The organism is Rahnella aquatilis CIP 78.65 = ATCC 33071 (assembly GCF_000241955.1).
GTDB lineage: Bacteria > Pseudomonadota > Gammaproteobacteria > Enterobacterales > Enterobacteriaceae > Rahnella > Rahnella aquatilis.
The window spans coordinates 1-23,558 of sequence record NC_016819.1 but is presented as its reverse complement, the minus strand read 5'-3'; the positions used below and the strand labels follow the sequence as shown (position 1 = coordinate 23,558).

The window sequence follows — 23,558 nt, the reverse complement described above, 5'->3', positions numbered from 1 at the left end:
TTAATATCGTATTTTCTGCTTATGCAACCCGGAGTAATCGCCGGGCGCATTCTCTGCTGAACGTTAAGTTCTGCTGTTTATTGACTGAAGTTCATCGGTTTAATCGGCTTAGTGTAACTTCGCATTATCGCTGTTCTTTTCAAACTGCATAATAATGCTCAGCGAAGCGGGTAATACCGTCAGTGTGATAAAAGTGGCAACAATGAGTCCGCCGATAATCGCATAGGCCATGGGTCCCCAGAAAACCTGCTCCGCAATCGGGATCATTCCCAGTATGGCAGCGCAAGCGGTGAGCAATATAGGCCGGGAACGATGTTGTGCCGCCGCTTTGATGGCGTCATCGCGGTCAAGCCCCTCCCTGACGTTATTGTCCACTTCGCTGATCAGGATCACCGCGTTGCGGATAATCATGCCTGCCAATGCGATGATACCGAGCAATGCAACAAACCCCATCGGCGTCCCTGTCGGCAACATCGCCAGCACAATGCCAATCAGTCCGAATGGTGCCATGAACAAGGCGAGAAGCATGCGGGAGAAGCGCTGCAACTGGACCATCAGCAAAATCAGCATAACAAACAGCGTGACCGGCAGCACCGCGAACACCGAGCTGTTGCCTTTGTCCGACTCGGCCACCACACCGCCCTCCTCTATCGTATACTCCGGCGGTAAGCTTGCCCTGATACGTGAGACCAGAGGAGAGAGTTGCTGAGAAACAGCCTCTGCCCGCAGACCTGCGGCTAAATCCGTCTGTACCGTGATAAACGGCAAGCGTTGCCGACGCCAGATAACCGGATCATCGATTCCCCAGACCGGTGTCGCCACCTGGCTGAGAGGGATTTTCTGCCCGTTTGCCGTGGTGATCATCAACCCGGACAGTGTGGTCAAATCCTGACGTTCGCGCTTATTCCCCCGCAGAACAACATCAATCAGCCGGTTTTTATCCCTGACAGTGGTGACAACGCTGCCTGACCAGACTGTGTTAAGCAACGTGGCGAGACTTTCGGAGGAAACGCCCGCCGCCCGTGCCGCAGTCTGATTCACCTGTAACGTGATGACCCGCTCGGGTTCACCGGCGGTCAGGTTAACTTCACGGGTTTCGGGACTGTTTCCGAGAACGCTGGCAAGTTGCTGCGCTATCTGCCTGACCTTTGCATAATCCGGTCCGCTGACACGATATTTTACCGGCCAGCCGACCGGCGGACCCAGCTCCAGCGGCGAAACGCGTGTGGTGATATCACTGAAATCCCGGGCCAAAACCGTTTCCAATTGCGCACGTAACTTATCCCTGTCCTCCAGACTTTTGGCGACAATGACCAGCTGTGCCGTGTTCTCATCATTGAGTAACACGTCCATCGGCAGATAAAAACGCACCGCGCCTGACCCCACATACGTAGAAAAGTGGTCAATATTCGGATTGTTTTTCAAGGCGTGCTCCAGCCGCTCCGCCTGGCGCGCCGTGTCGCTTTGAGAAGCATTGCCGGGAAGCGTGAGGCTGACCAGCAGTTCCGGACGATCCGACGCCGGGAAAAACTCGCCCTGCATAAACGTGGTCGCATAAGCGGCAAGCCCTAACAAAAGGCAGGCAATACTGAGAGTCGCCACGCGTCTTTGCAAAACCTGGTTCAGCAGACGCTGATAGAAACGCATCAGTCTGCCCTGTTTTTCAGCGTGTGATGCCAGTTTCTCAGGTAACAGCCAGGTTCCGATCAGCGGTGAAAAAAGGATGGCCACTACCCAGGAACATAAAAGCGCAATCAGCACCACGGCGAAGAGAGAATAGCAATACTCTCCCGCACTTGAGGCGGCAAAACCTACCGGAATAAAGCCCGCTATCATCACCAGCGTGCCGGTCAGCATCGGGAAAGCCGTGGTTTCGAACGCGTAAGTTGCTGCCCGCCATTTAGAATCACCGGCCTCAATGCGGGAGACCATCGCCTCGACGGTTATCATGGCATCATCCACCAGCAGACCCAGGGCGATGATTAACGCACCCAGCGAAATACGTTGTAACCCGATGCCGGCAAGCATCATGCCGATAAACGTCATCGCCAGCACGATGGGGATCGCCGCAGCCACCACCAGCCCGGCACGGGTGCCTAAGGAGACGAAGGACACCGCCAGCACAATGACCACTGCCTCAATTAATACACGGATAAAACCGCTTACGGCCTGCGACACCACGGCCGACTGATCCGCGACTTTGACCATTTCAATGCCGTGCGGGAGCTGTCCGGCAATCATGGCCATCCGGTCATTAAGCGCCTTGCCAAAAGAAAGCATGTTGCCTGTAGAAGCCATGGAAATGGCGAGACCGATCGCGGGCTGACCGTTGACCCGGAATGCCGGTGACGCAGGCTCGGCATCCTGGCGGCTAATGGTCGCGATATCCGTCAGCGGAATGTAGCGCCCGGCAATGTGCAGCGTCACAGCGCGTAAACTTTGCTCTGACGTCAGTGCGCCGCTCACACGCAAGGCAATGTTTTCACGATCGCTTCGCAAGACGCCTGAAGGTTCAACCGCATTTTGCGCCTTCAGCGCATCGGTGATTTGTTGCAAATCCAGTCCCATTCCCGCCAGCTGCGCCGGTGAGAATGCGAGGACAATATTCTCCTCCTGCACACCCAGCAGATTGATCTTCCCCATATCCGGCAACGACATCAGACTGCGGCTGATATCATCGACCCTGTCACGAAGCTCACGCGGCGTGAAACCTTCTGCAGTAAAGCCATAAATGGTGCCAAATGTGTCATCAAATTCGTCATTCACCGCCGGGCCCTGCACACCCGCTGGCAGTGACGGCGCAATATCCTGCATCTTTTTACGCACCTGATACCAGATACCCGCGACTTCTGAAGGCGGCGTGTCGTCGCGAAGATTGACGAAAATGACCGATTGCCCGGCGTGTGTTTCGCTTTGGACAAAATCAAGATAAGGCGTTTCCTGCAGTTTTTTCTCCAGCGTATCGGTGACCAGATTAACCGTATCCTCCACGCTTGCCCCCGGCCAGCTCGCAGACACCACGGCAGTTTTAATAGTAAATGCCGGATCTTCATTACGGGGGAGTTTCTCATAGCTGATGACACCCGCCGCCATTAACAGCAGCATAAAAAAGGCGATCAGCGACTAGTGATTCAGCGCCCAGGCTGAAAGGTTGAAGGCCCCGACAGGGGAAGACGGTTTCATTCGCTCTCCTCCCCGGGCATGACTTTTTCACCTTCACGGAGTTTACTCACACCGGCAATGACCACCCTTTCGCCAGGCTGTACACCGGCGGAGATAAATATTTCAGAGGTACTGTAACGTCCCACAACGACCGGCCGTAAATGCAGCGTCAGCGTTTTCTCATCAACCACAAAAACAGCCGGTTTATTCCCGGTACGGGTCAGCGCAGAGGCAGGCAATGCAATCAGACGCGGACCTGACGCATTAAGTGTGAGTTGAACACTGGCACCGAGTGCCATGGCCGGTGGCGGGTTATCCAGGGTGATGCGAAGGCGCCAGGTACGGGTTTGCGGGTCGGCCTGCGGGCTGACGTCGCGGAAATGCCCCTGCGCCACCACGGAAGGGGCCGAAAGTAACGATACATTAAACTGACTGTCAGCTTGCTGAGGGACAGACTGGGGATCGGCCACATCAAATACGGCATCGCGAATGCTGCCACTGGCCAGGGTGATCACCGACTGTCCGGCACTGACCACTTGTCCTGCCGACGCGCTGACCTGGGTGATCACCCCGTCAGCCGGAGCCGTGAGTTTTGTCCAGGATACGTTTTCCTGCGCATTTTTGAGCGCATCTTCACTGCTCTGACGCTTCGCGCGGGCAGCCTGCCAGTCAGCTTGCGCACTATCGAGCTGCGTGCGTGCGATAGCCCCTGAAGGCATCAGTAACTGCATACGCCTGAGATTGAGCGCCGCAACCTGCTCTGCGGCGCGGGCGCTGTTCAGGTCGGCCTGCGCACTGCTGAGCTGGTTGCGGCTGGTATCGCTTTCTTGCGTAGCGAGAACCTGACCGGCGATCACGCGGTCCCCCACCTCAGCCTGCCGCGTCAGAATACGCCCGTCCAGCCGGAATCCGAGCGTGACCTCTTCATGGGGGCGTATTTCACCCGTTTGAATCAGGGAGCCCAAAGCGACAGGAGGCGGTGCGATGATCGCACGCACCGGCCTGACAGAGGGCGCTTGTTTATGGGCTTTTTCACCACAACCTGTCAGCACAATGGCAACGATGATCAGACAGGCGGCGGGAATAAAGGGAAGCATACGACCGGAGGCGGATAAATGGCGAACGGCGTGACGCGCATAATCGGTGAAGGTAACAGCCATGACAGTCTTCCTGAATTGAGATATCGCTATTCAATCCAATCACTGTCCAGATTCCCGTAATATTTCATCAAGAAACCATCAAGATGAGCACTTTTTTGCACGATTGCTGACCGGCACAGCGACAGCGCATGTGCAGCGCTTAAATGCAGCACATCGGCATCATCTTCCCTAATCAGAGTCCGCCAGGTCTGCACAGGGGGCGTCTTGACGGTTTCTTCATAATTCCCCGACAGTTTATTGACACTGCCTCTTCATACTTCGGGTTTCAGACGCGGCTGCAATCCGCTACGAACCAACGTTTGGGTGATGAGGAATCACAATGATATCCAGAAAATTAATGCTGCAGATGACCTGTTTCAGCCTGTCCGCCACAGTGCTGCAGGCAATGGCCGACAACACTCCGCCTGCGCCAACCTTTACCGTCGGCATGGGCGCACAAAGCGCGCCGCGCTACAGCGGTTCCGATCAGCGCCACTGGCTGGTCGCGCCGGTCATTCAGGCACGCGATGGTGCCTTTTTCTTCGATTCGCTGAAAGGTGTGGGTTATGACCTGCAGGCGGATAACGGCCTGTATCTGGAGCATACGCTGGGATACAGCCTCGGGCGGACAGACAGAAACTCCACCTGGCGGGATGGCTCGAATAAGCTCAAAGGCATGGGGAATATCGATGTAACCATGAATACCGCGCTCGCGGTGGGCTGGTCAGCCACGCCGTGGCTGTCTTTTGAAGGCAAAGCCACTCTGCCACTGACGGACGGGCAAGGTGTGCATTATCAGACTTCCGTCACGGTGCTGCCGCTGCAAAACGACACTGACACTGTTGCACTTCAGTCGGCGGCGCTCTTTGGCGACCAGCGCTATATGAACACCTTTTATGGTGTGAGCCGCGAACAAAGCAACCGCACTGACTTCGCGCCTTATCAGTCCGCCGGGGGTTTCTATGGCGTGGACAGCAGCCTGACCTGGAGTCACCAGTTCACGTCGCACTGGGGTGGCGTTGTCAGTGCCGATTACACCTGGCTGGATGACAAAGCCGGTAACAGCCCGATTGTCGTTAAGCGCGGCGGCACGACTTACAATTTTGGTGTGCTTTATACCTTCTGACAGCCTGAACATGAACCTATGAAAAGTCGTCCTGAACGGCGACTTTTCATACGCCCAAAATCACTTACTTTCCTGCATAATAAAGGCGGCTCAGATGAAAGGAGATATCACAATGCTGGTTTCGATTATTTTGTTTTATATTTTTTCATACTATTGCGTCTTTTTGATGTTATCCCCTCCCGGATTCGGCGGTCATTGCCGCCATATTATGAATATCCTCTTAAGCTGAAAACATACACAGGAGTAGTTTACTCCGGGTAAGGATTACACCCACAATTCACCCAGAAAATAGTCCCAGTGCACGGGGGATATCTGTATTCTCCCGTTACATGGCGTGAGGGTTATTTCACTAAAAAAAACCTGATGCTTATTGGCAATAAAATCCACCCGGCAATAGGCAATACCTTCTGCCAGCTTTTCAGCAAGGGTTATCATATGGCGATAAAAAATGGGTTCAGTGATTTTATGCGGGGCATTATTATACCCCATGGTGAGCGGAAGAAGTTTCCAGTGCGGATCATAAACATTGACATACTCATTATTCATGGCATCGGTAAAATCAGCCTCGGTAATGTGTGCTTTGCCTGAAAAACAATGAACACGATAGACTTCAGGAATAAGGTGTAAGGGTTCACCCCCGAAGACATCGATAAATTTTTCGCAGATTATGTAGGGTTTTATGTTTTTGTAGTGCCATTCACGCGTGACATAATACATATTCTTGTTAAGGTGGGCGTTAAGCTTTTTCTTTGCCGCCCGCTCATCGAACTGATGTTTATTTTTGCAGATAATCGCGCTGCCACTGTCATGACTACACTTCAACACAAATTGCTCAGGAAGTTCTGATAAATCAATCAATTCAGCCCTTTCGTAGCACCCAAGAAGCGGGACAAGATAATCCTCTCCAATCTTCGTTTTCACATACTCGCGGACGGCGACTTTATCTGCCAGCATCGTAAAGAAAGGGTCTCTTTCAAAGATCATCCTGTTATTTATCTTTTCATTCAGGCTTTGCGGGTTTTCAAAATCAGGCACCCGGCGAAACTCCTCGAGGTGTTTTCGTTTGCGATAACGTAAATCGCTGATAAAAAAAGTACGAACTAGCTTCAGTTTGTACTCTAACTTCTTTAAGACCATTTTATAAGGTTTCATGTGATTGTTCCCCGGATGAATATACATGCCATGAAATACTCACTCAGGAACATCAATATTTCGTCAAGGAAAACACAATGTATCGTTAACACAACACAAAAACATATGAAGCATACTACATATTAGACACCTAACTTATCGGTGAAAAAAATTATATTAAAGCCTGTTTTGATGATATTTATTTACAATAAAATCAGTGACGCCTCTTCCCGCTACAGATATCTTTGCAAAGAAATAAAAATCAACCACTAAATCTCATCGGATAATTAAATACAAGTCCATACATTAATTAAAATATAAAGGAATGATTTACAATGGCGCCTTATAAAAATTATACAGTACGAGACAGGCATCTCCCTTATTTTTCATGCCTGATGTTAACCGGGGTATTGATTATTGCACCCATCACCAGCGCCCGGGCAGAAGCAGTTCCGCCATTCATTCATCCGGGGCTTCTGCATACCCGGAAGGATTTTGAACGGATGCATACCAAAGTGACACAAGGCGCTCAGCCCTATATCGATGGCTGGCAGAAATTACGGGGAAATAAGCATGCATCCCTTGACTGGCACCCCAACCCGCAGGCCGTGATCTATCGCGGAAATTTTGACCGTGGTGTAACACGCCAAAACGGCTAAATTATTTATCCCCCCTTTTCCAACGACTGCGGTACCGGTGTCTAAAGCCGCTTAATGATACGGGCCGGATTCCCCCCCACGACGCAATTAAACGGCACATCTTTTGTCACAACCGCACCGGAAGCCACCACCACATTATCTCCCAGGGTGACACCTGGGTTGATCACCGCACGCCCCCCGATCCACACGTTATTACCAATGGTCACCGGTTTGCCGAACTCTTTCCCGCTTATGCGCATCTGAGCGTCAAGCGGATGGGTGGCGGTATAGATGTGCACTCCAGGTGCCAGCATACAGTTATCACCAATACGCACCTCGCATACGTCAAGGATCACACAATCAAAATTGGCGTAGAAATTTTTGCCCACATGAATGTTATAACCATAATCACAGCGGAAAGTCGGCTCGATATACGCACCCTGATGGCTCCCTAACAACTCGCTAAGCCACTGCTTGCGCAGTTCTTCATCATCTGGCGATGAATGGTTGTAACCATGTAAAAGCTGGCGCGCGCGCCTGCGCTCACTGATCAGCAGCGCATCACCGCTCTCATAAAGCTCACCGGCGATCATTTTTTGTTTTTCTATACTCAATGTCATATTGCGATATCCTTTATTGATGCGCTCACGCCAATGGCCTGCGCCAGGTTTTTACGGTAACCGGTGTTTAGAAAAGATATTTAAAACGCACGCGTGCGCCATAACGGTCATCCGTATTACCCGTTTTAACCGACGGTGTTTCAAGCCAGGAAGCATATGCCCCCAGGTAAATATTGAAGTTAGGCATATCCATGATATCAGGCAGGTGCCATGAAGTATGAAGGGTATGAATATCATACTTACCCGGCGCCAGAATCGCACAGTCGTTGTCGCAGTCACCGGCCACCCCGGCCATATTGAACTTGTCGATATTGTTGTGCGCGTAGATGTAACCCACTTCCACGCGATGCCATAAGGCATTGATGCCTGCGCTGAAATCTTTTTCGTCAGCAGCGTCGAGATAAGCCGTGCTCAGGTTAACGACCGCACCGTTTTCTGCATCAGTTTTAAGCGTGTTCCAGCTCATCGTCATGCCGTAACCGGTCCGGTTCGACTGGTCAACCCAAACACCCTGCGTATTCTGATATCCATAGGCATTATTCACCAGGTTGCTTTCGACCGCGGCGGCGACTGACCACTCGCCGGATTGCCAGGCCATAACCGGGCGGGCATAAACCACATTTTTACGGTTATCTAACGCATTGCCATGATAGTTATTGTCGACAAATAGCGAACTGCCATCTTCTATAAGCGTGTTGAGTTCAAAATACCAGTTATCGAGTGTCTTACTGAGCAGGAAGTTGCCACCGCTGCTGCTGCGCCCGCGACCCTCTTTCATCATATAGATATAACCGTAACCGTCACTGTAGAGATCGTTAGCGGTATTACCGGAATATTCAATGAACGTATCCTGATTCAGCGGGAACATATCCCAGGCCTCGAAGCGACCTATTTTAATTTTCCAGTCATCCTGCTGACCAAAGAAAAATGCCGCATCATCGAGGTTCATTTTTCCTTTTATATCAGCCAATGGCTGAACGCTGAATCCGGCATATTTTCCATTAACCCCATTTCGCAGACCATCAAACCCCAGGAGAATACGGCCATTCATATCCCAGCGCTCTTTATTTCCCGGCGCCCAGTTTTTATTTGTGCTGGTTTTTATCGACGTCAGGCTGCCCGTGCGGCTGGCACCATCCATATTAAATTCAACATCTCCATAAAATTTAATATTACCATTCCCGGTGAGCTGAAGCGCGGGAGCCGCAGGAGCCGCGGGCGTATTGTTTACCACGGGGGGCAATTGTTTTTCCTGCCTGAGGGCGCGGATTTCTGCCTCCGCACCCGCCGCGCGCTGCTCCGTGACTTTCAGCCGCTGCTCCATTTGTTCAAGCCGTTGTTCGAGGGAAAGCGTACCCTGTGCATGGGCTACCGAGGTACATACAGACGTCAAAATACATCCGACCCAGATTTTATTCATCGGAAAAGACCTTCTTATTATTTATATTAATGTGTCATTTTTGTATAAATACAGCCCGAAGATAAACGCAGTAATAACCCGCCCATCATCAAAGACGGGTTATTTGCGATACTGGATAGGGCTTATTCCAGCTGCCAGGCTCCGGCATCTGATAATGTCGCTGTTCCATGCCAGGCAAATAAGCTTAATTCGCGACGATCGGCATCAGGGTATATTCGGCTACTGAGGCATGCCTCGCCGTCATTAACGAATACCTCGACCGAAGAGCTGTCAATAAACATACGTAAAACCAGAGGAACGCCGGGCACCAACGGTACACTGCGTGTGCCACATAATCCGTACTGCGGATAGCGGCGCTCAAGCACCAGACGCTGCATCTGCGTATCAACATAAACACGCAGACCTTGCCCCAGGCTAAGACCATACTGTTCCGCATCACTGTTTGCGCAATCCCAGTGAAGCACGACCTCCATGGCTTCCCCTTTGTCCGCCATTAATGTCTGCTGGTTTTTCAAGGTACTGACAGGCCACGGGAACCAGGCCTGACGCAGGGCTTCCACCTCTTTTGCGGGGCGCATTTGCAGACGATTGTCCTCAGTAAGAGTCAGCTCACGCGGAAGAGACAACATCCCGGACCAGCCGTCCTGTTGCTCCGGCATCGGCGACTCCCACATATTCAGCCAGCCAATCACGATGCGGCGGCCATCCGGCGTCAGGAAACTCTGCGGGGCATAAAAGTCGTGTCCGTGATCCATTTCGGCAAATTCCCCTGCGCGGACAAACGGCTCTCCGGGCTGCCAGTCGCCCACCAGATAACCGCTCTGGAACAGATTGCGGTTCTCAAAACCCTGCGCGGCTATACCCTGTGGAGAAAACATCAGGACGCGTTTGCCATTGAGGGTAAAGAAATCAGGGCACTCCCACATAAAGCCCATACCGGCTTGCGCCTCATCCAGGATCCCTTCATCCTGCCACTGACGCAAATCGGCTGAACGATACAATCGTATTTGCCCGGTATCGCCAACGCGCGCACCGACGACCATGTACCAGCTATCCCCTTCGCGCCAGACCTTAGGGTCGCGGAAATGATGCAAGTCCGCCGGGGTATCGATAATGATCCCCTCACGTTTAAAGTGAACACCATCGCGACTGGTTGCCAGACACTGCACCTGATAAAGGTTCTCATCATTACCGGCGTCGCCGTGAAATTTATGTCCGGTGTAAATCAGCGCCAGGGTATCGCCATCCACCACCGCCGAACCCGAAAAACACCCGTCTTTGTCTTCTGGTCCTTCCGGGGCCAGGGCAACGGGTAAGTGCTCCCAGTGAAGCAAATCTTTACTCCGCGCGTGCCCCCAGTGCATCGCCCCCCACTGAGGAGAATAAGGATGATGCTGATAAAATGCATGATACCAGCCATCAAACCAGATCAGGCCATTAGGATCGTTAACCCAGCCAGCCCTTGCGGCAAGGTGATAACGCGGGTACCAGCGCAGGTTTAGCATCTCGCGCTTAGCCTGAAGTTCCTGTTCAGCGTTAGCAATTGTATAGGTCATCGTTTTCTCTCTTTTCATTCAGATAGTAGAAAGTTGTGGTATCTGCGGATCCATTGAGGGTTTACCGGAACGCAACAGGAAAATAGAAATAAAGGTGATGCAGAACACCATTAACCCCATGAACAGATAGGACTGAGCAAATCCATATTTTTCGTAGCTGTAGCCAGCGAGGGGTGACAATACGGTGGCAATTACGGATCCCGTACAGGCAAAACCCACCAGATAGAGCGTGGATGAGAGTCGTTTATCGAAGTTAAGGCTGTTGTATTTGAAGATAGAGATAAGCAGTATCGGGAGTTCAACCGCATGCAGCAGCTTGGTGATAGAGATAAGCAGAGGGCCTTCCACTAATCCGGAGGCGACCATGCGCATCGCCATCACCATGCCGGCGAAAATCAGACCATTTTTAGCACCTAGACGATTGACCAGCCATGGTGCACAGAACATGCCTGCGGCCTCCAGGAATACCTGAAACGAATTAAGATAGCCGTACATCGCATTCCCTTCATGTTGCGTCGGGAACTGTGAGGAAAAATAGACCGGGAACTGTTGATCGTAGACGCCGTAAATACAGGTGCCGACCACAAAGAATACCAGCGCCCAGAAACGCGGCAGGGTCAGCAGGCGTAATGCATCCTCAAGCGTGACTTTCCCCCCCGCCACGGCTTCCTGCATGGCATGGGGCGCAGAAGAGACGCGTAAACGCATCAAAAGTATGAAGAAGACCAGACCAGAACAGCTGGCAACCGCGAAATTTAATTTCGGGTTAATATTAAACAATAACCCGGCGAAAAAGGTTGCCACAGCCCAACCCAGCGACCCCCACATCCTTGCTTTTCCGAATTCAAACTGGCTCTGACGGGCGACACGCTCGGTGTAAGACTCAAGGACACCAATACCGCCATTGAACGTCAGACCGATATAGATGCCGCCAAAAAAACTGCCCAGAAAGACGTTAATTTTCAGTAGATGGCCAAAAAGCAGATAGGCCGGACCGGAAAAAATTAATAATGCCGTGATAAACCAGAGCAAATTCTTACGCAGCCCCAGCTTATCCTGAATAAAACCATAACAAATTTGCACAAACAGAGTGGAAAAAGACACCACTGAAAAAATTATCCCGGTATCCCCTGCTTTCAGACCGACTTCCTGATGTAGCCAAATCGAGAGCAGTGAGCCTGTAGAGGACCAGGTTACAAAGAAAAAGAACAATAAAGCGCTGAGTATCAGATAACTTTGAGAATGACGGGTTTTCATCATGGCAATCTCATGCTGAGGTGGAGCGCAAATGATAACGTTAACATAAAATAAGGCGCATGCCGTTTTGCTGTAATTCTAGATGTTAATCACAAAAGTTAACGTTAACATAAGCAGTATGAGATCATGATCAACTTTTCTTATTCACTGCAACCCACACCCGGACACCAAAATCACGTATGATCCTTTTACATCAGCAAGTTAGTTTTATAACCTGTGGCGTAATGAGCAGGCAGGAGCAAAAAGAATGGCGTCCCTGAAAGATGTGGCAAAACTGGCAAACGTGTCGTTGATGACGGTTTCCAGAGCACTAAACTCGCCGGAACGTCTAAAGCCGGAGACCTTGTCACGCGTACAGTCTGCTATCGATGCAACGAATTACGTGCCCGATTTATCGGCCAAAAAAATACGCGGCGCTCACGCGATTGCAAAAACCATCGGTGTGCTGGCACTTGATACTGTCACCACCCCCTTTTCAGTGGAAATCACACTCTCCATCGAAGAAACCGCGCGTGCGCATGGCTGGAACAGCTTTGTGGTTAACATGTTTTCGGATGACAGCCCGGAAAATATCGTTGATTTGCTTCTCTCACACCGACCGGATGGCATTATCTATACAACAATGGGATTGCGACAGGTGCCGCTACCCGAGAAGTTGTTAAACCTTCCCTGTGTGCTCGCCAATTGCGAAAGTCTGCATCAGCAGGTAGCGAGTTATATTCCGGATGACGAACATGGACAATATGCAGCGGTACGTGCACTTTTGTCTGCAGGCTATCGTCGTCCGCTCTGCTTACATTTGCCTGCAACACATCTTGCTACTGTCAGACGCCGCAAAGGTCTGGAACAAGCATGTATGGAGGCGGGGCTGGCTCCTGAGACACTCGACCACTATTACATGGAATATGGCGATGAACATTATCGGGATATTCCGGCGGTTGTGCAGGCACATATTTATCAGCAAAAGCCCTTGTTCGATTCGGTGATTTGCGGTAACGATCGCATCGCGTTTATGGTGTACCAGACGCTCCTGGCGCAAGGTCTGAGGATCCCCGAAGATGTGGCAATTATAGGTTACGATAATATGGTGGGGATCGGTGATTTGTTCCTGCCGTCGTTGTCAACGGTACAATTACCCCATTATGAAATTGGCAGGCTCAGCGCGCTTCACATTATCGAAGGTAAATCCCATCGCGATATAATCAAAGTTGACAGCCCGTTACTGCTCCGTCAGTCAATGAATACAGTAAAATGAATATCTGACTAGTCCTGATATATGTTGACACTTTCAGCCTTAAAACGCCTGATGCATTTCATCGGGCGTTTTGTATTTTAACGACAGATGGGGACGCCGGGTGTTGTAGATTTCTACCGACTTTCTGACCATCATCTTAAACAGGCGGTCCCTTCCAACATGCTGTGCAGATTCGGAAGCCTATGATAATGTGGTCAGTTCTTACAGGAGAGGGGGAGAATCAGTCGAGTTGACTCTATTTATGTATCCACGTCCTACGGTGTAGCTACCTTGAATATCATAATGGTCTTGCGCCAGGCGGGAAGTCATCTCACCTTTCTCGACCTGTTCAATAACGATCAATCTAGAGAGTAATCGTGTTGCGTGTGTTTAACATATTGGTTCATTACATTGTCCTCAGTATACGAGTTAAATGTGTCGACTTTATTTAGGACGGACACAAATACGATAATAGAAAAATAAAAAAAAGCGCTGATTCATCAGGTGACCAGCGCCAAAAACTTCTTTAATATTACTACTGCGTCCAGACGTTCCTGAACTTAATAAGTATAGTCTAGTTTATAATAAACCGGATCTTTTATTTCCATCACCCTGATTAAGTTGATTATTTAGATAAAATAACGTCTGAGTTCGTATTTATACTCTATAAATATAGAGATACCCTTACAATTTATAAAAATCCTCACATAGAGGTATCCGATAGGTGGGTAAATGTGCATTGATAATAAAGGGGAATTGCAACACCATTTAATATTAGCTCACTATTCATACAATCACTATCAATATGTGATCTGCCGCATTTTTACAATAAGGGAAAACAACGGTCAAACCAGTTTAAATACATGTAAATCAAGTAGTTGAAATTTATTCGTGATAATTAAAAATTAAACCCTAAGGTAAATTAATTTTTTACCGATAAGTATTTTAGCTACAAGGCGTCAACACCTGGGAATACTAAAATAATACAAAAAACATATTCATATGTTAACCAAGGACTTTTATTATGTTCAATAATCTGGCTTTCAGAAACTTTTCAATAGGAAAAAAGCTATTCTCCGGTTTTATCATATTGATTATTCTTATCTCAGGCATGTCTGTTTACAGTATTTACTCGTTTAAAATCATACAAGCAAATGCGGAAAAAACCGATGTAGTCAACAAAATTGGCCACTTACTGGACATTGCCAGACGAAATCGCCTGCTCTTTCAACAGACAGGGGATGAACAGGCGATGAAAGCAAATGGCGAGGCTATCAGCAATATGCAGTCTTTGACGCGAAAATCAGAAGACCGGCGCTGTCTCCGGCCACGAATGGTTCGCTCAATGATGACTGGACTTCATTTTAAGTTCAGTAACAGTGGTTCCCCACAGTATTAGCTAGACAAAACAAAGGACGTTCGGGAAATTCCGGCGGAATATTAATAAATTCAACAATGCAGGCAAGGTTTATAATGACTGAATTAAATGCTTACGGCCAGACATTGGGTAAAGAATTACCCGACTGGCAGCCACGTGCACTCCCCCAAAAAATTATCCTCAGAGGTAAATATTGCTATCTTGAGCCGATTGACGTTAAGCATAGCCGGGACTTATTTGATGCCTGGCACAGTATTGATGACGAACGTGACTGGACGTACTTTCATATTAAACGCCCCGTCACTATCAAACAGTGCGATTACTACATCGCCTCCCTTGCCGCAAGCAAGGATCCGTTGTTTTATGCAGTGATCAATATATCCACGGGTAAGGCGGTTGGATTTCTCGCGTTACAACGAATGGATCCTGATAACGGTTCTGTAGAAATAGGCTGGATTAACTGGTCACCGCTGATGAAACGGACCTTCTGTAGTACCGAAGCCATATTCCTTTTACTCTATTACACGCTGGAAACATTACAGTATCGTCGTTGTGGATGGAAATGTGACAGCCTGCATGAGGCAGCGATCAGTGCGGCAGAGAGGCTCGGCTTTACCTATGAAGGTACTCTCAGGCAGACGCAGGTTTCAAAGGGGCATAGCCGTGATGTCCGCTGGTACTCTATCATTGACTCAGAATGGGATGGGATCAGACAGGCCATGGAGCTTTGGTTAAGCCCTTCCAATCTTGACGAACGGAGAAAACAAAAACACCGGTTGGCCGAATTTATGCCCCACCTCTAGCAGGGAAATCATTGACCACAATGCGCACTGCAGATCTGGATAGCAGTGCGCATCATAGCTTAAGGTCTGCACCTGATTATCTGAAGACGGGTGGCTCCCCTCCTCCCGTTAATTTTTAACTCACTTTCCTTTTTATCCACTTTTCCACAGTCCAGATCCAATAATAAGATCCTATAGAGATCATCTAATAGATCAAAAGAGATCCCCGCTTCGCTACAGGCCTTGTGCTATAAGGGATTGATCGACATTAGAAACCACTATAATGAGTAAAGCGACCACTATAGAGAGCCTGGTAACCACTATGAACAGCAAGTTAACTTCGCTGGTGAGTGACTAAAAACCACTAGAGTGAGTAAACCATCATCAGTACTGTGCATAATGTTTTTCCTAAAGGAATGAGATAATTGTCTGAAAAATAAATGACAAGTCTTCCGGCTGTCCGAAGACGTTTAATGATGTCCACAGTTTATGCACCTGCCAGATACGGGGCTGCAATGGTCATTGTGGATCCTTATCGGAAAATTTAACCTTATGTTTTTAAAGTTATCCTCTTGTTAGATCCAATAATAAGATCCAAATAGAACCTAAAAGACCCAAAGAGATCCCCGCGCCTCTGGAGGCCTTGTCCTATATGGGTAAAATGAAGATCGTTAACCGCTATAGGCAGTAAAACAACCACTATAAAGAGCAAACTAACCACTATGTTTTGTGGTAAAACCGCTATAGTGAGTGTTAGTATCCACTGTATCGTGTACAGAGAGACTCTTATGCACATTCATCGTGAGAGCAGATAATGTCTGGAAATGAGCCAAAAAACATTGAGATAGCGAAAGCTTTCGCAGAAACTGATAAGCGAACAGGTGAACTTGTTACGCTGGTTCCTAACAGCAATAACACGGTTCAGCCCGTAGCCCTTATGCGGTTGGGCTTATTTGTACCCACGTTGAAATCGACTGCCCGGGGTCGTAAAGGCCAGATGAATTCCATGGATGTCACTTCGGAGCTCAAGCAGCTTTCGATCGTCAAGTCTGAAGGATATGAAAACATCAAGATCACCGGTGCCCGGCTTGATATGGATAATGATTTCAAGACATGGGTCGGGATCATTCATGCCTTTGCCAAGCATAAGGTCCTGGGAGACTCTGTATACCTGCCTTTCGTTGAGTTCGCTAAATTATGTGGCATTCCTTCCGCGCGCTCCTCAGCGAAGCTCAGGGCGCGTTTGGAAGCCTCTCTGGAACGTATCGCAACAAACACGTTGTCGTTTTCCAATAAGGAGGGGGACTATTATGTTACTCACCTTGTTCAGTCAGCAAAATATAGCCCGAAAAAGGATGTTGTCGAGTTACAGGCGGATCCGAAGATTTTTGAGTTGTATCAGTTCGATAAGAAAGTTCTTCTTCAGCTCAGGGCAATCAACGAGCTATCTCGCAAGGAGTCGGCGCAGGCTCTCTATACCTTTATTGAAAGCCTGCCGACAGATCCCGCTCCCATATCCATGTCGCGCCTGCGTGCCCGCCTTAATCTGACATCACGAGCGATCACTCAGAACGCTACTGTTCGTAAGGCAATGGAACAACTTAAGGCCATTGGCTATCTCGACTATACGGAGGTCAAACGCGGTAAAGCCGTGTATTTCTGTATCCACTATAGGCGGCCAAAATTACGACCAGCTCAGATCCCGACGGGTATAGGCGATGATGTCTACGATGTCCTGGACGACGAACATATTATTGATATCCCTGCCGAGAAAGATGTCGATTCTGGCGCGCCGCGTGAGATGGTCATGCTGACGAAAGAAGAACTTGAGTTGCTTGAACAACTTCGACAGGCAAAGAAATAGCATCGACATCTTCGTTATCCCTCTGACCTGAAGCCTGTTGTGTTATCAGCAGGCTTTTTTTCATAACCCCTGTGGTAAGCAAATTAACCACTGTAGTGAGAAGCGCAACCACTGCAATCAGCAAACTCAGCGATTATGAAATCCGACAACCACTGCTGTTAGTAATCTTTACTCGCTCTAGTGGTTGTTTGTGTGTTCTGCCCTAACCCCCCTAGTAGTCACTAACCTGAAGCCCCTTATGATACTTAGGTTAGTACTTGCTTACATTTGTCACTTCACCTCTATTTACTCTTTCCAGTGGTTAATGCTCTCCATAGTGGTTTTACTCACTTTAGTGGATATTACTCTCTGCAGTGGTTGCTTCTCACTACAGTGGTTTCAAATTCCGTGTAAGTTCTTATACTCACTCTAGTGGTTAATGCTCTCTATAGTGGATATTATTAATGTCTGAGTTTTTAGCTGCTTAAAGTGTTTTGGAAGAGGTTTGAGACAGTGTCACTTTTACCGGGATACTTTTAAGACCACTTTCCTGATGTCCACTTAACGAGCTGAGGAATGACCCTACCCCCAGGAATCTACACCCCTTCAGAAACAGGATTCCGGCCTTTACGCGGAGATTGTACAGATGGGAAAGTCAGGTTTCAGGTGGGATAACGCTCTCTCTTCCGCTTTGGGTCATTCATCGGAGTGGCCAAATAATCGCAGAAATTGGCGTGCATAAAGTCTACGAAGACGCGCACCTTTGGCGTCATTTTTCGGTTGCTTGGCCACATTATATGAATAGTATTAGCATCCGTTATGTAGGCATCCAGCAAGGTTTTCAGGCGTCCTTCAGCAACCGGGGTTCTGACAGAGAAGTCGGGCACACATGCGATCCCGCGCCCGGCAAGAGCCATATAAAGCAACGCGTCCAGGCTATTGCATACCATCGACAAGGGCAGCGAAGATATTGCTGTTGTACCGACTGTGTGTTCCAGTGGCCACTGGTATATTTTGCCAGTTGGCGTCCAACGATAGTGCAGGCATGCATGATTTAAAAGATCGTCCGGTTTTGTGGGCATACCTTTTTCTTTCAAATACGACGGTGCGGCTACAAGGCAGGCTCGATAGGGCCCCAGCGGGCGGGATACCAGACGTGAATCGCGAAGCGAGTTTCCCCTAATTACCACATCGAACCCTTCATCGATCACATCAACAAGTCGATCGGTGAAATCCAGATCGAGTTCAATCTCGGGATAGCGCGCCATGAATGCTGAGAGGACGGGCAGCGGCAACCCTGCTGAAAGCGCCAGCCCCACCCTTAGTCGTCCGCGTGGGTGTTGTGTCATTGCACTGAGTTCATCTTCCGCTGCCTGGATTTCCCCAAAAATGCGTCCGCACCTTTCGAGGAACATCTCTCCTTCTGAGGTAAGGCGGACGCTACGTGTGCTGCGCTGGAAAAGCCGCACGCCAACCCGCTCTTCAAGCCGGGAAATACTTTTACTGACTGCGGACGCAGAAATGCCAAGGGTTCGCCCCGCTTCGGCAAAACTCCGTGTCCTCGCTGTTTGAACAAACACCTCCAGCCCTCCCAGTGCGCTGAAACTATCCACAATCTCCTCCCGAAAATTTCATTACTGACATTTTTGTCATATCTGAAATGAACTTTACCCTGCTTAATGACGCACGATCAATGGCGTTAGGATGAACCTGAAAGGTGCCTGGTAAGAGACCAGACACTGGCTTAAATTCACTAATGAGGAGAATTTTTTCATGGTCACCACTGAGCATCTCGATGCGTATCTCAACGCTATGGGCAATCGTCACGTTGAAGGGCTCGAGGCCTATATGGCGGATAATGTCATACTTAGCAGCCCAATTGTTCCTGTTCCCTTTGAAGGAAAAGAACTCGTTTTTCAGATAGTTTCCCGGCTTCTTGAGACCATCGATGACTTTGAGCTGAAGCTCCTTTTTCGTGACGGAGCAGACTTTGTTGCAGTGTTCACCATCAAGTTTGGTGACCATATTATTGACGGCATGGACCACATGCATTTAGACGATATGGGTTTTATTGACAGCATGACTGTGGCATGGCGCCCACTTGCGTCAGTTGTCGCAGTGCAGCAAAAACTTGCTCCGAAACTGGGAGGCAAGCCGATGCAGTTGGTTCCTTTGGAATAATCAGGTTTAAACGCTAACAATGACAGTAGAATCGTAGCCTCAACTGCGCGCAGGAATGGCATTGCAACCGGTCAATCCTGCTGTCTGCCTTGCAAACTGCAGAATTCTACTTTAGCTATTTTTAGTTGCCGGTCTGACTATATCTGGCACAGCCTGCAACGACGTATATTTTAAACCTGAACAGGGCGACCGCCGCGGCAAGTGCAATTACTGTCGCAACCCAGTCTGTTCCCCCGTCAAAACTCTTTGGCCACAGTACATGATAGCCAAAAAACAGGGCCAGATTAAGGATGACACCCACAACAACTGCAGTGATAGCCGTCATCGGGTGCTCCCAGCCCAGAGTCAGATAGAGCGTTCCCATTGGGATAATCCACAGCACCGCCCCCCGGAATGACAATCCACATCAACCTGGACCACTTAAATAGGGTGTGTTCCGGTGCGGGTGTGTTGTCATCAATAATCGCTGTCCCATACGATTTATCGGTGCCACCGTGTGGCGCTTGCTATAATTGGCAACCGAATTATTCATAATTTATTGTTTTAAAGTGATTATTTTTAAATTAACTTTAGGTTACACTGTAACTTATAATGGCGGCAGGATTTTCATGGTTAATAAGTATTACTTCATACATATTAATTAGTCGATATTACTTCACATTTAGCCTTTGTGAGTTATTATTTAGGAAATGCTATTTTCGATATCACAGGTGACAAATGATCACGATTATTGGATGCAATAAAGGTGGGGCAGCCAAAACAACTACTGCTATCAATCTGGCTGTAGGTTTGGCACTTCGTGGCGAAGATGTCTGTCTCGTCGATGCCGACGTCCAGCGTTCGGCTTCAAGGTGGTATGCAGAACGTGAAGCGGCGGGTATTACCCCATCCATTACCCTGATTGAAAAACGAGATAACATTTCTCAAACGCTACGGAGCCTGGATGAAAAGTTTGCTCATGTCATTGTTGATGTTGCTGGACGCAACAGCCGTGAGCTAATCACCGGAGGCACGGTAGCGCATCAGATTATCGCCCCACACCAATGCTCACAGTTAGACCTTGATACTATGGTTGAATTGCAGCAGCAGTTGGAAAGTATGCGAGATCTCAATCCAGAGCTTAAGGCGTACTGCTATCAAAGTATGGCAACGACTAACCCGCTGTTGCAGGGCAATGAACGACATGAGTTTTTGGAATATGTTCGCGAGTTTGAAGGGCTCATTCCTTTGACTGCCACCGCATGTTACCGAAAGGTTTACCGCGATGTGATGTCCGAAGGTAAATCTGTACTTGAAACAACCAATGAAAAAGCCAAGGCAGAAGTGCTGGCATTGATGAATGAGGTATTTTAATGGCCTTAAAAAAACCCCCTTTTTCAAATCGTCGTGTTGTTACGGAAGCTGAGGCTGACGCGCTGGCCAACAGACTGGCTGACCGCCCTTATGGTGACGAAAAAGTTGTAGAACCGGCTCAGGAAATCCTGACCAGGACAACCATCTCAATACCTCAGAATACGCTGCGCGAGATTGAAGATCTTGCTCTCCATAATAAGCGTATCGGTGTTGCCCCAAAAAGCGTCAGCGCAATCATTCGCGACGCATTGGAAGCCTACCTAAAAAAGGTTTGATATCTTAATGGCATTGGCAGTTATGTATGATGCTGCCACTGTCAGGTTTGCAGGTAGAATTAGCTCTTTTAAAACTTCCCACCATTCTACAACTCCCCTCCCCCACCTGAAGTTACCGACCAACACAGCTTTAGCGTTGTGATAACACGCTGTTTTTATTTTAAAATTTGTTTCATAAGGTCTGCCATTCAATAACCTACTTATGATGTAATAAGTATTACTTAATAACCATGCAAAAATCTGTTTCCAATCGCTCATTACCCTATGACGTTTGGTTCTTCGAAACTGCGGTTTGTTGTTGAAGTTGTAACCCGCTTTAACGCCAATAAATAATAAGTATGAAATGTTAAGTATGTTATTTGTAGAGAGCCAGGTTTCCTTTAATCTTCAAGTAATTTCAGTTATTAAATAATATGTATGAAGTATGATAATGCAATTCATACCTCATACTTATGCATTCATAAATATTAATTATGAGGTGTTATTGATGAAAATTAAGTTAACAGAAATTTCAGGAACATTTAGAGGGTAGTTCAGGAATGAACTATCAGTCGTTGTAGAACGGAAGGAGTAAGAATAATAAGTAATATTTATTAATTGTGAAGTCATACTTCATGTTTAACCATTCATACTTAACACATAATCATCCAATATGAATGCTGACCTGTGCCCAGATTTATCCACAGAAACAGCGGGTAAGGCTTTGGAACAAAAATGGGTAATAATTTTTTGTTTAACCTGATAACCCCATCCCGAAATCCTGCTCCATTTTTCAGTAAGCAGGGCCTGAACCCCACCATTACAGAGGTGCATGAAGTCTTTTTTGTTCATAATATTTTTTTGTTCATGATTCGTGAACAAACATCAGGCGTGAACAAATGAAGCCTCAACGACTTGTCACAAAAGCTGCCGAAAATATGCCCTACGGCATCAGGTTAGATTATGAACTTACTGAAGGGGAGGGCGGTACTGATGGAAGCGCCACACTGACCACCTCGTATGGGCAGAAAACACATTTTACTCTGGAAGTAAAAACGGTCCACCGAATGGAGACCCTTTCTGGCGTTGAAAGACGGACTCTCACGCCAGTCAATAATTTGCCGGTGTTGCTGATTTGTAATCGGCTTTCCCCGGCGCTGGTGGATTACTGCTCGCAAAACCGCATTAACTTTATCGACAGCGCCGGAAATGCGCGCATTGATGTGCCGGGACTTTGCATCATGATCCAGGGAAAACAGGAAGAAAAAAAGGTTACTGCAGCAGGAGGGATATTCCCTGCTGGGGTCATGAAACTTCTGTTTGTTGTGCTTTCCGAACCTGATGCACTCAATAAAACCTATCGCCAGCTGGCAGAACTGTCGGGTATATCATTAGGAATGGTCAGTAAAGCGTTCGATGTTTTAGAGCAACGGCGGCATTACCGCAAGGCCAAAAGCGGCAGACGTCTCATGGATACTGATGGGCTTTGCGCTATGTGGATTAAAGATTACGCCCGTTCGCTAAAACCCCGGCTTGATCTGCTGACTGTGGAAGCCCCGAAATCCTGGGATCATCTGCCTCTGGAACCAGGGGAATATGCGGGCGGTGAACTCGCAGCTGCCTTACTCAGCGGCGGCTATCTGGCACCGGCTACAGGTATAATCTATACGCCATATTCTTTATTGGAGCGCCGGAATAAACTGGCATTAAAACCCGCGCGCGAACCAGGTTTACAGATTATGGCCAGCTTCTGGGGCTCACTGACACTTAATTCCCGGGCAAAAGCCATGCTTTGCCTTGGAGATTTGCTGGACGGCGGCGACGACAGGAGTCGTGAAGTCGCAAGGATCATCAATGACCAATATCTTAACCTTAAAGATTCCGCTCTCTTCAGTGACTGAAACCTTGCTGCTGCGGATCCATCATTCCTTTTGGCGGCGTTGCTGAGGCAAATAAAATTGCCTGGCCACCAGACCGGGAAGTTTTAATGGCGGTTGATGGTTTTGAGGAAGCATTCAGGCATACGGTATTGATAACAATGCAATCTGGTGAAGAGATCCCTTTTTTCTCAGTGCCTGGTCTCGCGCTGCTTAAGCTTTTCGCCTGGCGCGATCGTGGAGCGGCAAATGGAAAAGATGCGGCAGATCTTTATAAAATTATGAGCGAGTACGGGCAAATTGAGAATGAACGTGCTTTTGAAAACCCCGCAGAGTGTGACAAGCGTGACTGGGATATTGATCGTATGGGGGCATTTCTGCTAGGGAATGATATAGCGATGATGAGTAGTCGCGATTCTATGGACGAACTTTTTAAAATCGACGCAGATAAACTCACCGATGCAATCGTACGCCAGACCAGCACTGAAAGTGCTGAAGTGATAGAGCAAATTTGCTTCGATTTCTGGACCGGACTTCACCGCGAATAACCCTACGTTACAGACATAGCACCTGGTTCCCTCCGGTGCCGATGGCGGGTCTTACCGAA

At 48.4% G+C, this 23,558-nt stretch carries 20 protein-coding genes and 1 pseudogene; 11 read left to right on the top strand and 10 right to left on the bottom strand.

Translation table 11 applies throughout. The features are described 5' to 3' along the window. Positions 1–108 precede the first annotated feature (108 nt). Positions 109–3,120, bottom strand: coding sequence for an efflux RND transporter permease subunit (locus tag RAHAQ2_RS24145; protein WP_238532111.1), 3,012 nt, complete (start codon positions 3,118–3,120; stop codon positions 109–111). Between the two features lie 59 nt (positions 3,121–3,179). Next, positions 3,180–4,322 (bottom strand): efflux RND transporter periplasmic adaptor subunit, encoded by a 1,143-nt coding sequence (locus tag RAHAQ2_RS24140; RefSeq protein ID WP_014333833.1) that lies wholly within the window; start codon positions 4,320–4,322, stop codon positions 3,180–3,182. A gap of 319 nt (positions 4,323–4,641) precedes the next feature. Between RAHAQ2_RS24140 and RAHAQ2_RS24135 the strand changes: the two genes are divergently transcribed. Further along, positions 4,642–5,427 carry a MipA/OmpV family protein gene (locus RAHAQ2_RS24135; RefSeq protein ID WP_014333832.1) on the top strand — a complete coding sequence of 262 codons (786 nt, stop codon included), beginning with the start codon at positions 4,642–4,644 and terminating at the stop codon, positions 5,425–5,427. A gap of 264 nt (positions 5,428–5,691) precedes the next feature. Here the strand turns inward: RAHAQ2_RS24135 and RAHAQ2_RS24130 are convergent, their stop codons facing one another. Beyond that, positions 5,692–6,579: an ATP-grasp fold amidoligase family protein gene (locus tag RAHAQ2_RS24130; protein WP_014333831.1), complete on the bottom strand. Its 888-nt coding sequence runs from the start codon at positions 6,577–6,579 to the stop codon at positions 5,692–5,694. A gap of 314 nt (positions 6,580–6,893) precedes the next feature. On the opposite strand from RAHAQ2_RS24130, the gene RAHAQ2_RS24125 reads away from it, so the two are divergent. After that, positions 6,894–7,217, top strand: coding sequence for a hypothetical protein (locus RAHAQ2_RS24125; RefSeq protein ID WP_014333830.1), 324 nt, complete (start codon positions 6,894–6,896; stop codon positions 7,215–7,217). Between the two features lie 41 nt (positions 7,218–7,258). Here the strand turns inward: RAHAQ2_RS24125 and maa are convergent, their stop codons facing one another. The 4 genes from maa to RAHAQ2_RS24105 form a co-directional block, all read right to left on the bottom strand. Next, positions 7,259–7,816, bottom strand: coding sequence for a maltose O-acetyltransferase (gene maa / locus RAHAQ2_RS24120; RefSeq protein WP_014333829.1), 558 nt, complete (start codon positions 7,814–7,816; stop codon positions 7,259–7,261). A gap of 67 nt (positions 7,817–7,883) precedes the next feature. After that, positions 7,884–9,236 (bottom strand): carbohydrate porin, encoded by a 1,353-nt coding sequence (locus RAHAQ2_RS24115; protein ID WP_014333828.1) that lies wholly within the window; start codon positions 9,234–9,236, stop codon positions 7,884–7,886. Between the two features lie 122 nt (positions 9,237–9,358). After that, positions 9,359–10,792 (bottom strand): glycoside hydrolase family 32 protein, encoded by a 1,434-nt coding sequence (locus tag RAHAQ2_RS24110; protein ID WP_014333827.1) that lies wholly within the window; start codon positions 10,790–10,792, stop codon positions 9,359–9,361. An 18-nt stretch (positions 10,793–10,810) separates the two neighbouring features. Then, a complete protein-coding gene (locus tag RAHAQ2_RS24105) occupies positions 10,811–12,052 on the bottom strand; it encodes an MFS transporter (protein WP_014333826.1) in 1,242 nt (413 codons plus the stop codon). A gap of 244 nt (positions 12,053–12,296) precedes the next feature. Here RAHAQ2_RS24105 and RAHAQ2_RS24100 point away from each other — a divergent pair, with 244 nt between their 5' ends. The 4 genes from RAHAQ2_RS24100 to RAHAQ2_RS24085 all read left to right on the top strand — a co-directional run bounded on the left by RAHAQ2_RS24100 (position 12,297) and on the right by RAHAQ2_RS24085 (position 17,307). After that, entirely contained in the window at positions 12,297–13,304 is a 1,008-nt protein-coding gene (locus RAHAQ2_RS24100) for a LacI family DNA-binding transcriptional regulator (RefSeq protein WP_014333825.1), read from the top strand. Between the two features lie 1,003 nt (positions 13,305–14,307). Next, the gene (locus tag RAHAQ2_RS24095; protein WP_014333824.1) at positions 14,308–14,682 is read left to right on the top strand and encodes an MCP four helix bundle domain-containing protein; all 375 of its coding nucleotides are present in this window, start codon (positions 14,308–14,310) and stop codon (positions 14,680–14,682) included. 74 nt (positions 14,683–14,756) lie between these two features. Further along, complete coding sequence (locus RAHAQ2_RS24090; protein ID WP_014333823.1) at positions 14,757–15,464, top strand: GNAT family N-acetyltransferase; 708 nt, start codon at positions 14,757–14,759, stop codon at positions 15,462–15,464. Positions 15,465–16,257: 793 nt separating this feature from the next. Continuing rightward, on the top strand, positions 16,258–17,307 hold the full coding sequence (locus tag RAHAQ2_RS24085) for a RepB family plasmid replication initiator protein (protein WP_014333822.1): 1,050 nt from the start codon (positions 16,258–16,260) through the stop codon (positions 17,305–17,307). Between the two features lie 641 nt (positions 17,308–17,948). Here RAHAQ2_RS24085 and RAHAQ2_RS24080 read toward each other — a convergent pair. Further along, positions 17,949–18,899 (bottom strand): LysR family transcriptional regulator, encoded by a 951-nt coding sequence (locus tag RAHAQ2_RS24080; RefSeq protein ID WP_014333821.1) that lies wholly within the window; start codon positions 18,897–18,899, stop codon positions 17,949–17,951. A 160-nt stretch (positions 18,900–19,059) separates the two neighbouring features. Here RAHAQ2_RS24080 and RAHAQ2_RS24075 point away from each other — a divergent pair, with 160 nt between their 5' ends. Continuing rightward, a complete protein-coding gene (locus RAHAQ2_RS24075; protein WP_014333820.1) occupies positions 19,060–19,467 on the top strand; it encodes a nuclear transport factor 2 family protein in 408 nt (135 codons plus the stop codon). A 121-nt stretch (positions 19,468–19,588) separates the two neighbouring features. Here RAHAQ2_RS24075 and RAHAQ2_RS26285 read toward each other — a convergent pair. Next, positions 19,589–19,964, bottom strand: a pseudogene (locus RAHAQ2_RS26285) (hypothetical protein); the annotation flags it as partial. A 220-nt stretch (positions 19,965–20,184) separates the two neighbouring features. On the opposite strand from RAHAQ2_RS26285, the gene RAHAQ2_RS24065 reads away from it, so the two are divergent. Next, positions 20,185–20,820 carry an AAA family ATPase gene (locus RAHAQ2_RS24065; protein ID WP_014333819.1) on the top strand — a complete coding sequence of 212 codons (636 nt, stop codon included), beginning with the start codon at positions 20,185–20,187 and terminating at the stop codon, positions 20,818–20,820. Continuing rightward, positions 20,820–21,095 carry a ribbon-helix-helix domain-containing protein gene (locus tag RAHAQ2_RS24060; RefSeq protein WP_014333818.1) on the top strand — a complete coding sequence of 92 codons (276 nt, stop codon included), beginning with the start codon at positions 20,820–20,822 and terminating at the stop codon, positions 21,093–21,095. Before RAHAQ2_RS24065 ends, RAHAQ2_RS24060 begins: the two co-directional genes overlap by 1 nt. 618 nt (positions 21,096–21,713) lie before the next feature. On the opposite strand, the gene RAHAQ2_RS25650 is transcribed toward RAHAQ2_RS24060, so the two are convergent. Next, complete coding sequence (locus RAHAQ2_RS25650) at positions 21,714–21,926, bottom strand: hypothetical protein (RefSeq protein WP_148267179.1); 213 nt, start codon at positions 21,924–21,926, stop codon at positions 21,714–21,716. A gap of 47 nt (positions 21,927–21,973) precedes the next feature. Here RAHAQ2_RS25650 and RAHAQ2_RS24055 point away from each other — a divergent pair, with 47 nt between their 5' ends. Beyond that, positions 21,974–22,975 (top strand): type IV toxin-antitoxin system AbiEi family antitoxin, encoded by a 1,002-nt coding sequence (locus RAHAQ2_RS24055; RefSeq protein WP_014333816.1) that lies wholly within the window; start codon positions 21,974–21,976, stop codon positions 22,973–22,975. A gap of 86 nt (positions 22,976–23,061) precedes the next feature. Then, a complete protein-coding gene (locus tag RAHAQ2_RS24050) occupies positions 23,062–23,499 on the top strand; it encodes a hypothetical protein (protein ID WP_049796170.1) in 438 nt (145 codons plus the stop codon). Positions 23,500–23,558: the final 59 nt, after the last annotated feature.